The sequence below is a fragment of the Candidatus Lernaella stagnicola genome (genome assembly GCA_030765525.1).
Taxonomy (GTDB): Bacteria; Lernaellota; Lernaellaia; order Lernaellales; family Lernaellaceae; genus Lernaella; species Lernaella stagnicola.
In genome coordinates this window covers 358595-370442 of sequence record JAVCCK010000010.1, presented here as the reverse complement: position 1 = coordinate 370442, position 11848 = coordinate 358595, and the positions used below count along the sequence as shown (strand labels likewise).

The following is an 11848-nucleotide window of genomic DNA, read 5'->3' as shown; positions in this document are numbered from 1 at the left end:
CATTCCACCATTCAGGAATTGACCGGCTGTACCGCGGCGCGTATCATTACCGTTCGTGTGCTGTATGGTTCCAACCGCTCAAGGGGTCCCTCCAATGTGGAAGCGATTTTTCCTGCTGATAGTGGCGGTCGGTTTGTGCTTGGCGATGGTCGGTCCGGCGGCGGCGGAGTATCTGGTCGGCCTTACCCACGGTACAAATAAGCACCGGCCTGAATTTTCCTTTGAGCCGGCCGACACCTACCATTTGTTCGCCGCTCAAAACGAATGGGAGCCGTTTCAAGTACTCGTGCGCGACGATGCGGGCGTGACCGATGTGGATGTGGATATCTCGCCCTTTAGCGGGCCCGGCGACGACATCACCGAGGTCGAAGCCTACCGCGTGCACTACCTGGAAGTGACAGCGGACAGAATCAGTCACCAGCCGCCTGATCCAAACAGTGCCGGCTATTGGCCCGACGCTCTCGTGCCCTTCGTCGACCATTTCGTCGGCGAAATCCGTGCCGGCGCACCCTTTGATGTCGCCGCCGATTTCGCCCAGGCGGTCTTTGTCGACGTGTTCGTACCCGAGGACCAAACGCCCGGCGACTACACCGCGACGGTGACGGTCACGGCGACCGATCGCGCGACGTGGACCGGTACCGTTACGCTGACGGTGTGGGATTTCGCGCTGCCCGACCAACTTTCGATCGACAGCAACTACGGCTACAGTCGCAGCACGCCCTGCTCCTGGCACGGCAACAACGGCGGCACGACCGATTGCGACACCCTTAATCTTTACTACTACGAAGAATTCGCCCGGCACCGCATGGGCATCTACAGTTGGAGAATGACCTCGCCGACGGCGACCTGGAACGATGCCACCAACACCTTCGATTGGGATTGGACGGAATTCGACACCCTGCATGCGCCGTACCTCGACGGCGGTTTCTACCGCGATTACGCCTTCACCGGCATGCGCCTGCCGGGCCCGCAGGGCGGTCGACCAGGGCATGTAACCCCGGCCGATTGGGAGCGCGAGTACTGGAAGGGGTGGGGCGATCACTTCGAGGCGATGGGGTGGATCGACAAGATTTGGTACTACATGCCCGACGAGCCGGACCCCGCGCAGTATCCGTCGTTGCGGGATCTATCGCAGCGCATCCACAATGCGCATCCCGGCCTGCAGCCGATGGTTACCGAGCAATACGAGGAAGATCTCGACGGCGACATCGACATCTGGTGCCCGGACGAACCGCTGTTCTCCGACAGCATGCCGTGGCCGCCTTATCCCGAAAAGTACGACGAAGTGCGCGACGCCGGGATGAAAACCTGGTGGTACAACTGCGTGAGCGCCACGACCGGCTTCGGCTACGCCTCGCACATGATCGACCAAGAATCGACCCACATGCGAGCGTGGCTGTGGCTGACACGCCGGTACCATTTCCAAGGCATTTTGTTCTGGCACACCTTGTACAACTACCGTGGCGGGCAGGACCTGTGGAGCGATAATTTCGCGTATCAGTTCGTCTGCCAGGGCGACGGCACGATGATCTACCCAGGCGTCGTGAGCAAAATCGGCGGCTCGTCCGACATTCCCGTCGCCTCGTTGCGCATGAAGTATTTGCGCGAGGGAATGGAAGATTACGAGTATTTCCACCTGCTGGACCTGGCCGGGTACGAAGACTGGGTGGACGGCGTAACGCTCACCGTGGCGCCGAAAACCTGGCAGTTCGAGCGTGACTGGGAACGCGTGCTGGATTGGCGGCGCAAGGTGGCCGAGAAAATCCTTGGCGAACTGGACGAAATACCGCCCGCCGCGCCCACCGATGTGGACGGCACGCCGGATATCGAGGCCGTTGAACTCACGTGGACGGCGCCCACCGCGCCGGATTTGGCGGGGTACGAAATTTGGTACGCGATTTACGAAGGCGATGAACTCTTCGGTGGCATGGTCGACGCCAACGCGACGGGCGCGCGGCTGCTGGGCCTCATGCCCGGACGCGACCACGTTATCTGGGTGCAGGCGTTTGACCTGAATGGGAACCGCTCCGCGCCCAGCGAGGAAATCACCGTGCGGACGCTTGCCGAAGGCGACGACGACAACGGCGACGACGATGACCAGCACAATCGTAACGGAGTCAGCGCCGAAGGCATTACCGCCGGTGACGACGACGGCGGTGGCAACGCCGCGGGAGATGATGATGACGACGGCGACCAAAACGCCGGCTGTGGAGGGATTTGAACGATGAAAACCACACGGACCTTTCTCTTGATTTTCCTGGCGCTGCTGGTCGGCACGATGTTGTTGACCATGGCCTGCGGCGACGACGACGACGACGATAACGACACGCCCTCGGCCGACGACGATGACGACAACGACACTACCGGTGACGATGACGACACCGCCGATGACGATACGGGCGCCGATGACGACACAACCGATGATGACGACGACACAACCGATGACGACGACAATGATGACGACACTCCTCCGCCGGAGATTTGCGATTGGGAAAACTACAATCCGCTCGTCGTTTCGGGGAAACAGCACCTCTACGATTACGAGTTCGACGCCGCCTACGGTGACTTTCTCGAAGCCACGCGGCTGTGCCCCGAAGTCGGCGACGCCAAACTCGGTATGCTCGCCGCCGACGTGCAATGGTACGTCGATATGTTCCAGCGGCTCATTCAGTTCATCACAAACTTCAACCCCGCGCCGCACGAACAAGGCGACAAGAGCATCGGCACCGTCGTGCAGGCGATGGTGCGCGACTACATGCTGCCGGTGAACGCGGAAATCACCGCGTTGGCCGCCGATCTCCGGGAAAATCACCCGCAAGTCGAGTTCTACTTTGAGGAACTGCCGCTGTGGGTGGACGGCGACCACGTGATCCTGGACATGGGCGGGGAATGGGACATCGCCGACGTGGAGAACGCGTACGCCTTCGCGCAATTGGTCGGATCGTTCGAGCACGCGTTGTTGGCCTACGACGCCACGTTCAACTACTACACCTTCGCGCATTGGGAATTCCCGGCCAGCGGCGATATCAAAGAGTTGCTGCACAGTCTCAGCGGGCTGCTCATCGCTCTGTTGGAAGACCCGGACTACCCGGAATTATTGACTTTCCTGGATGACGGGGAAGAGCAGCTTACCTCCTCGTGCGTCAACGGCGGCCTGGGTCTGCGCACGATGGCTGGCGCGTTCGCGATGGCGATGGAGGAAACCGAGCCGCAGGAAGACGACGTGCTTGGCTACATCGACGCCAACGGCAACGGCCGGTACGACGAAGGCGAGCTGTGGCACGTGCCCTTTTTCCTCGACCTGTCGCCGGAACTGCAAACGACAATCGAAGGCATCATGACCATGTCGAATGATCTGGGCGCGGCGTTGCTGGACGGCGGGCCGGAAGACATTAACCCGTCGCTGCCCAATTGGTTCGTCATCAGCGAACTGAACTGGCTGATGGAACTGCTGGACGTGGCCTTCGCGTGGTTCGACCTGCCGGAAATCCGCCTGTTGCCGGTGCCCGTGCCGATCGGTCCCTTCCTATACAACCCGCCTGAAGACGGCATGCGTTCGACGGTTTTGACGATTGCGCAATACATTTACGACGCCACGATGCCCGAGGAGGTGCTGCCATGAAACGCGCGACGTTCCGGCTGGCGATCGCCCTGTTCTTGTTGGTTTTCGGTTTGGCCGCCTGCGATCACAATAGCGACCAAGCCTGTAACGACTGCCCCGACGCGAATCACGACGGCGGCGATGACGCAACGGCGGACGACGACGGGGCGCCGAACCTGCCCGATGAAACCGCCCAACGCGGCGAACTCGCCAACCTCAGCCCGCCGCAGCGGGCCGGCGGTTGCAAAGATTGCGTGCCCGTGGCGCCGGATCCCTGGCCCGAGCCTGACCTGGCCGACCCCACCACGGTTTCCTGGGACGAAGACAACTACTTTCTCGTCGACGGTCAACGCTTTTTCCCGATCGGTTTCTATCGCGTCCCCACCGATGCGGAGGGCCTCGAGATCTACAAGTCCGAGGGGTTCAACATCGGTTACGGCGGGCCGGGCTGTTGCGGCAGTGGTACGCAACCGCAAATCGATTTGTTGCGTCTGGCACAGGACAAGGGCGTGTTCCTGTTCCTGAAGCCCTGGTCGAGTTTGAGCGAAACACTCACGCGGCCGGAGTCGGAACTGGAAGCCGAACTGGACGAGCGCAACGGCGTGGGCAGCCTTTTCGGTTGGCATACCTTCGACGAGCCCGCGCTGCATCGGCCCGACCATGAACTGACCGAGCGCGTGCATTACATCCTCAACACCTATTCCGCGGAGCATCCGGACTTCCTGGTTGAGCAGGCGATGGAGGATTTCACGATGTACTCCTCGGACTGCTCGGTTTTTGCCGTCGACCCATACCCGTCGCCGTACATTTTCCTGTCGATGGTCAAATACTCCGTTCTGGAAGCGCGCGCCGCGGTGGAGGACGAAAAACCGGTCATGGGCGTCATGCAGGCCTTTAGTTGGGAGTGGTATGAAGGTCGCTTTGACCAGCCTTTCCACCCCGACGCCTGGGAACTGCGCAACATGATGTGGCAGTTCATCGTCCTGGGGGCCAGGGGCCTGCTGCCGTGGAATTACAGCGGCGACTACACGATTCACGCCGTGCCGGAAATCTGGGATGAATTCATTACGCACGTGGGTGAGATCAACGAGTTGTTCGGCGTTATCCTGGCCGACGACGCCGCGATCGATCTAGACCCGCAAACGCCGTATTCGGTTTCCATGTTCGACTACGTCGTCAAGCAGGAAGACACCGCCGACTGGGTGCTTTCGGTTTCGACCAACGAGCGTCCGATGGTCATCAACCTTGATGTCTCGGCGTTTGGCGAGAATCTTTGCGTCGTCGATTACACCACCGAGGAAACCTTCACTCCGGACGAAGACGGCCGCATCGACGTGTTGTACGACCGATACCAAGTACGCATTCTGGAGATTTCGCCGATCGAGTAACGGCGCAAACGAGGTTTGGGGCGCGAGTTCCCCAACCACCGGTAAGAACGGCTTCAGCCGTAAAAAAACCCCCGGCCCAAAGGCCGAGGGTTTTTGTTTCTCACGTAAAGACTGCGTCGTCACCGGCGAAAGCCGGCGGGACTTGGTCTGTTACATCATGCCGGGCATGCCGCCCATTCCACCCATGCCGCCCATGCCGCCGGGCATGCCGCCGGCGGCGTCGTCTTTGGGCTTCTCGACAATCATCACTTCGGTGGTCAGCAGTGTGCTGGCGACCGACGCCGCGTTCTGCAGCGCGCTGCGGGTGACCTTGGTCGGGTCGATGATACCCGCGGCGATCAGGTCGGTGTACTCTTCGTTCTGAGCATCGAAGCCGTAGCCGCCCTTTTTGCCCCTGACCGCATCGACAACCACCGCGCCTTCGAGGCCGGCGTTGTTGACGATCTGCCGAATCGGCTCTTCCAGAGCGCGCAAAATGATTTTCACGCCAGCTTGCTGATCGCCGTCCAGCTTCAATTTGGCCACCGCCGGGACGGTACGCAGCAACGCAACGCCGCCTCCCGGAACGATGCCTTCTTCCACTGCGGCGCGCGTGGCGTTCAAAGCGTCTTCGACGCGGGCTTTCTTTTCCTTCATCTCAACTTCCGTCGCCGCACCGACCTTGATGACCGCCACGCCGCCGACCAACTTGGCCAGCCGTTCCTGCAACTTTTCACGGTCGTAGTCGCTGGTCGTTGCCTCGACCTGCTGGCGAAGCTGCTTCACGCGGCCTTCGATGGCTTCGGAGGCGCCGGCGCCGTCGATGATCGTCGTGTTGTCTTTGTCGATCACTACGCGCTTGGCGGAGCCTAGATCTTGGAGCGATACGCTTTCCAGCGTCACACCGAGCTCTTCGGCGATCACTCTGCCGCCGGTCAAATGCGCGATGTCTTCCAGCATGGCCTTGCGGCGATCGCCGAAGCCCGGAGCCTTGACGGCGGCGACTTGAAGCGTACCGCGCAGTTTGTTGACCACCAACGTAGCCAGGGCTTCACCCTCGATATCTTCGGCCACGATGATCAACGGACGGCCCATTTTGACAACCTGCTCCAACAGCGGCAGCAGGTCTTTCATACCGGCGATTTTCTTTTCGTGCAGCAGGATCAACGGCTCGTCGAAAGCCACTTCCATCCGCTCGGGATCGGTCACGAAATAGGGGCTGAGATAGCCGCGGTCGAACTGCATGCCCTCGACGGCTTCCAGCGTCGTTTCGATGCCCTTGGCTTCTTCAACCGTGATCACGCCCTCTTTGCCGACTTTGTCCATCGCCTGGGAAATCGTGTCGCCGATGTGGCTGTCGCTGTTGGCTGAAATAGCGCCGACCTGCGCGATTTCTTTCGGGTCTTGGATCGGCTTGGACAGGTTGCGCAATTCTTCCACAACCACGTCCACGGCCTTGTCGATGCCGCGCTTGAGTTCCATGGGGCTGGCGCCGGCGGCGATCATCTTCACGCCTTCGCGGAAAATCGCCTGGGCGAGGATCGTCGCCGTCGTCGTGCCGTCACCGGCCACGTCCGAGGTTTTCGACGCGACTTCGCGCACCATTTGCGCGCCCATGTTTTCGAACCGGTCTTCCAGGTCAATTTCCTTGGCAACGGTTACGCCGTCCTTGGTCACGGTCGGCGCGCCAAAGGATTTCTCAAGGATCGCATGGCGGCCTTTGGGGCCGAGCGTGACCTTCACGGCGTTGGCTAATTTGTCAACACCCGCGAGGATCTTCGTCCGCGCTTCCAGACCGTAGAGGATATCTTTCGCCATTTTCTACTCCCGTGTAATTCGTGAATCCCAAAGGGAAAGTGTTATTTCTCGATGATGCCGAGGATTTCTTCCTCACGCATAATCAAATATTCTTCGCCGTCGAGTTTGACTTCGGTGCCCGCATAGGTGCTGAACAGGACTTTGTCGCCGATCTTGACGTTCATGCCCTGTTTCGTGCCATCTTCCATCACCTTGCCGTCGCCGACTGCGATAACCTCACCCTGGGCGGGTTTTTTCTTGGCGGACTCAGGGATGAAGATACCTCCCTTGGTCTTGTCCTCTTCTTCCAGGCGCTTGAGGACTACTCGATCATGCAGCGGTTTCAAGTTCATGTCGTCACTCCTTATGGTACCAATGGGTAAAAAAGTCATTCACCACATCCACCGACGTGGCGCAATTAGTCACAAAACATCGATGTGCCCCAACGCACCCACCAAAAGCTGCGGCATCCACTCAACGCCGCAAAGCGGCGGAAAAGTAAACATTATTAACAACAAAGTCAACGCGGGCTTGGGGGTTTTAATACGTCGAGCACAAGTTTTCCGGCAAATCGGCGCAGACAAGCGCGTCTGCCCGGCCCGCAGAGCAAAAACCGACGTTGGAATGTACGAAAATGGCGGCCGGCTGCTCGTTTTGCCGACAGCACGTCGGCCCTGGCCGGCTAACTCGACGCCGCCACACCCCGCCACAAACGCTTGATGACAATCCAGGCCAGCCGCGGCAGCGAAGCCTTGTCCGGGTGCGCCCATACGGTGCGCAGCAAGCGACCGCGCCCGAGGTAAAAGGCCAGATACATGCGCCGGCGCAGTCGCGCGAGTCGCGGGGTGGGGATCTCGCTGCAATTGACCACGCCGGTGTGGTAGTCGAAATGCGCCTGCGGTTTCAGCCCGGCGATTTTGTCGCTGACCTGCTCGTAGATTTCCGAATTCGGGAAGGGCACGAAAATATAGGCGCTCATCGAATGGAATCGGGTACTCACGGCATAATTGATCGTGCGGCGCACGTCGGCCTCGGTTTCGGTGGGGAAGCCCACCATGAACTGGCCGTTTGTGAAAATGCCCGCGGCGACGGTCTGCGCGATAACGTCCCGAGCCTTCTCTAGGTTAACGTTCTTGCACACCATCTTCTGCAGCCGCGGCGTGGCGGTTTCGATGGCGTAGCTGATGTAATACGTGCCCGCCCGTCGCATGGCGGCGAGCACTTCGGAGGTCATTGTGTCGGCCCGCAGGCCGTTGGGAAACGAGAGTTGCGTACCGGGCGTGCGGTCGGCAATCGCTTCGCATATCGCGATGGCGCGCGCGGGCTGCAGGTTGAAGATGTCGTCGCAGATTTCAATCGTGCGGATGCCGAAGCGGTCACGCAGGGCGGCGATCTCCCCGGCCACGCTTGCGGCAGACCGTCCGCGAAACGTTTTTCCGAAAATGCGGTGACAGTACGTGCAGCCGAACGGGCAGCCACGTGAGGTGAAGACCGGCATGTACGGCCGCTTACCCACCGGCGTGGCGCCGTGAAAACGGCTGTAGGCCGGCACGTCCACCAGATCCCAGGCCGGGTAGGGCAGCGTGTCCGGGTCGGCAATCGGCTCGCGCGTCGGCCCCCAACGAAGTTCGCCTTCGTATTTGGTTACGACGCCCGGCACCTCGTGCGGCCGATCCGGCAGTCGGTCCAACAATTCCGGAAACGTCGACTCACCTTCCCCGATGACGGCGAAATCAATAACGCCATCATCCAGCGTGGCGGCCGGATCACTGGTGGCGTGCGGACCGCCGACAACCAATGGCGTGTGCGGAAAAGAGCGGCGCAGCAACTTCGCGATGCGGGCCAAATCGATCGCGTCGGGCGAGAAGGCGCTCAAACCGATAACATCGGGCGCGAAGTCGCGCAGCTCACCCGTCGGGTCGTGGCCGGGCGGGGCAAGCTTCAGATCGATCACCCGGACGCTATCGCCTCGATCGCGTAGCACGGCGGCCAAATACAGCAAACCAAGTGGCGGATTGAGCAGCTCGTCGAAAGCCGCGCGAGGGCCGCAGCGCAGCAGCACGATCTTCATAACGCGCTTGCCGGGGTGAAGGCGTGATCCATCATCGTGTTATTCCGCCGGTCTGCAGACGCTCGGTTTTTGCTTTGCCATGGGGTGGCGATCCTACGATTTTCGGGCGCCGGGATGGGCGACGCGAGACGTGGCGAAAATTGTAGCGGATACGTTGCGGGTGCGCAACAAAACCAGACCGCGGCAGGTTGGCGGCCTTCGTTGGCGAGGTTGTCGAAAACACATGTTGACAAGAATCTTTTCGGGGTGCTAGCGTTAATAGGGACTTATTCCTAACTAATTGATTTTAGGCAGTCTTTTCGCCCACAGCGAGCGTAGGAGCATGATGGATACAAAAACATCACGCGTGTTGACCGTCCTACTCGTCGCGCTGGCCGTGGTGATCGGCTGTGCGGGGCTCGTCGGCTGCAAAAAAAAAGGGCCCGAACTCAACCCCACCGGGCCCGGCCAATACCAAGAAGCGATTCAAGCCGCGAGGCAGTGGCAAGGGCCGGTGCATCCGGTCGCGGGCCGCTTGTACGAGCAAGGGCTCGAGCAATACCGGGCGAAGAATTTTGAATCGGCCGCTTCGTTGCTCGACCAAGCCGTGGAAATCGGTGTCACGAAATTCCCGATGCGCGCCGACGCGATGATCTACCAAGCCAACGCGCTGCAAAAGATCGGCAAGTACCTCGAATCGGCCAAGGTCGCCCGCGAATGCGCCGCCGAATATCCGGCACGGTGGGAATCCCGCGTCATCCTCGCTGAATATTGGATCTGGCGGGAAAACTACGACAACGCACAAAAACAGCTCGCCGCCGCCGCCCGCGTCGGACCCCGCGAACCGGAAGTCCTGGCGGGGCTGGCCCGCGTACAACTGTATCGCGGCGCGCATGCCGGCGCTGTCGAGACCGCCCGTAGCGCTCGGTTATTGCGACCGGAGGACGAAGACCTCGCCGAATTGTATTTCAGCGTTCTGCTTTCACACGGCAACGCCCTGGAACAAGAGGGTGACCGCCAGGGGGCGCTGACGCAGTATTTCCTCGCGGCGTCGTTACCGCAGGTTGGCGCCGAGTTGCCCCATTTGCGAATCGCCCGGCTGCTGTTCGTGGACGGCCATGACGCCGCAGCGGAACGATACCGCCAACTAGCCGTTGCACAACGCGATGGTGAAGGGGCATCTCTTGCCGACGTGTTCGCGTTGCCGCCGGCCAACGATGGCAGCGACGTATTCGAATACCTTCGCATGGGCGATTTTTACGCGGCGCGCGAACGGCCCGACGACGCCGCGCAACAGTTTCTGCAAGCTGTGCTGGTGGACTCACAAAACGCCGAAGCCTGGTTCAAGTTAGGCTTGGCCCGCGCCACGCAACTTGACGACCCGCCCGGTGCCCGCCAGTGTCTGTACGCTCTGTCGCTCTTGCCGGAAGCTGAAGAAGCCCAACGCAAGCAACTCGCCGAGGCGATCGGCGAGGCACCTGAAAAAGCGTTGGAACCTTCGCCTGGTTACGTGATGACGGCATCCGTCGGCGACTCCTCCTCCGCGACGGGCGAATCGTCGACGGAATTTCCCGCCGGCACTCGATTGTATTTTAATCTGATCCTCGGCCACCCGGCAGGTGTTCAACAGATGAAATGGACTGTGACCGGTCCGGGTGGAGAAGACTTTGTCGTCGAATCGTGGCGACAGGAATTTTTCGGCGAGAACACGGTGATTCTCATGAGCGGCACGTGGTTTACACCCGGCGAATACAGTGTTCGGTGGGAAAGCGACGGTGCGGTTCGGGCGGAAAAGACCTTTGTTTTAAAGTAGTCAGCCGAGGTGCCGATACTCTTGTTAGGAGAAACAAATGGCCAAAAAAACCACGACCAAAGCCAAAAAAGGCTCGCAGGCAAGCGATCAACGTCGGGACGCTCGCGTTCCCCTCAAAGCGCGGGTTGACTACGAACTGCTATCGGAAGACACCTTCCTGTTCGAATACACCTCCAACCTAAGCCGCGGCGGTATTTTCTTAGCGACGCGCAATCCGTTGCCGATCGGTACGCATTTGAGTTTGCGATTCACGTTGCCCGAGAACGGCCGCATCATCGACACCAACGGCCAAGTCGCGTGGATCAACGAGTACCGGCCCGGCGGCGACAACATCAATCCCGGCATGGGCATTGAGTTCACCGATCTGAACGACGAAGACCGCGAGGCCATCGCGAACTTGGTCAAGCGCAAAGCCCTGCTCACCGAGTAACGAGGGACAAAGGAGCACTGCATGAGCGGCGAAGACTCTCGATGGGCTGAACTACAAGAGGAAAACGCCCGGCTTAAGGCGGAGATCAGCGCGCTGCGCGAGGCCTTGGCCCACGGCGACGAGGCTCTGGCCACATCGGAAATCAAACTCAGAATCGCTTACCTTGCCACGATCCAAGCCTTGGTTCGCGCCATCGAAGCGAAGGACCCCTACACCGTAGGCCATTCGGAAATGGTCGCCAATGTGGCGGTCGCCGTGGCGCGCCAACTCGGGATGGATGAAGGCGAGCGCGAACGCCTGCGCATTGCCGCAACGCTGATGAACGTGGGCAAAATCGGCGTACCCAAGCAGGTGCTGGTCAAAGAGGGCGCACTGGATGCCGCAGAGCGCGTCGTGTTGGAGCGGCATGTGGGAATCGGGACCCAAATCCTCGACCCCGTTATTTACCCGTGGGATATTGCCACGCTGATCTTTCAGTCACACGAACGCCTTGACGGCAGCGGTTATCCCAAAGGCCTGCAGGGCGACGCGATTGAATTCGACGCCCGCGTGATCGGCCTTAGCGACACCTTCGTGGCCATGATCGCCGACCGCGGCCATCGTCAAGCTCGAGACGAAAGCGAAGTGCTCGAGTACTTCTACGAACAGGCGGGCAAAGCGTTCGACGAAGCGTGCGTCGCCGCGTTGGTGCAGGTTCTCAAGGGCGACGAAGATCTGCGCGCGGAAATTGATCGCTTCACTGCCACGACATTGAACTCCGCCCAGGAGTGAACTATAAGAGTGGGAGTCC

General features: G+C 60.3%; 9 protein-coding genes. 6 read left to right on the top strand and 3 right to left on the bottom strand.

What is annotated here, in order from left to right:
* The first annotated feature begins 94 nt into the window (after positions 1 to 94).
* Genes P9L99_05950 through P9L99_05940 form a run of 3 tightly spaced genes read left to right on the top strand, consistent with a single transcriptional unit; the run spans position 95 to position 4989 of the window.
* Positions 95 to 2221, top strand: coding sequence for a DUF4091 domain-containing protein (locus P9L99_05950; GenBank protein MDP8222884.1), 2127 nt, complete (start codon positions 95 to 97; stop codon positions 2219 to 2221).
* A gap of 3 nt (positions 2222 to 2224) precedes the next feature.
* Positions 2225 to 3622: a hypothetical protein gene (locus P9L99_05945; protein MDP8222883.1), complete on the top strand. Its 1398-nt coding sequence runs from the start codon at positions 2225 to 2227 to the stop codon at positions 3620 to 3622.
* Positions 3619 to 4989 carry a hypothetical protein gene (locus tag P9L99_05940; protein ID MDP8222882.1) on the top strand — a complete coding sequence of 457 codons (1371 nt, stop codon included), beginning with the start codon at positions 3619 to 3621 and terminating at the stop codon, positions 4987 to 4989. The genes P9L99_05945 and P9L99_05940 overlap by 4 nt, the downstream gene beginning before the upstream one ends.
* A gap of 150 nt (positions 4990 to 5139) precedes the next feature.
* Here P9L99_05940 and groL read toward each other — a convergent pair whose 3' ends face one another.
* The 3 genes from groL to P9L99_05925 all read right to left on the bottom strand — a co-directional run bounded on the left by groL (position 5140) and on the right by P9L99_05925 (position 8836).
* Positions 5140 to 6786 carry a chaperonin GroEL gene (groL, locus tag P9L99_05935; protein ID MDP8222881.1) on the bottom strand — a complete coding sequence of 549 codons (1647 nt, stop codon included), beginning with the start codon at positions 6784 to 6786 and terminating at the stop codon, positions 5140 to 5142.
* A 41-nt stretch (positions 6787 to 6827) separates the two neighbouring features.
* Positions 6828 to 7118 (bottom strand): co-chaperone GroES, encoded by a 291-nt coding sequence (groES, locus tag P9L99_05930; GenBank protein MDP8222880.1) that lies wholly within the window; start codon positions 7116 to 7118, stop codon positions 6828 to 6830.
* A 329-nt stretch (positions 7119 to 7447) separates the two neighbouring features.
* A complete protein-coding gene (locus tag P9L99_05925) occupies positions 7448 to 8836 on the bottom strand; it encodes a radical SAM protein (protein MDP8222879.1) in 1389 nt (462 codons plus the stop codon).
* Between the two features lie 322 nt (positions 8837 to 9158).
* On the opposite strand from P9L99_05925, the gene P9L99_05920 reads away from it, so the two are divergent.
* The 3 genes from P9L99_05920 to P9L99_05910 are packed head-to-tail and all read left to right on the top strand — an operon-like array spanning position 9159 to position 11829.
* Positions 9159 to 10628, top strand: a complete 1470-nt coding sequence (locus P9L99_05920) for a hypothetical protein (GenBank protein MDP8222878.1) — start codon at positions 9159 to 9161, stop codon at positions 10626 to 10628.
* Between the two features lie 37 nt (positions 10629 to 10665).
* Positions 10666 to 11058: a TIGR02266 family protein gene (locus P9L99_05915; protein ID MDP8222877.1), complete on the top strand. Its 393-nt coding sequence runs from the start codon at positions 10666 to 10668 to the stop codon at positions 11056 to 11058.
* A gap of 21 nt (positions 11059 to 11079) precedes the next feature.
* Entirely contained in the window at positions 11080 to 11829 is a 750-nt protein-coding gene (locus P9L99_05910) for an HD domain-containing phosphohydrolase (GenBank protein MDP8222876.1), read from the top strand.
* Positions 11830 to 11848: the final 19 nt, after the last annotated feature.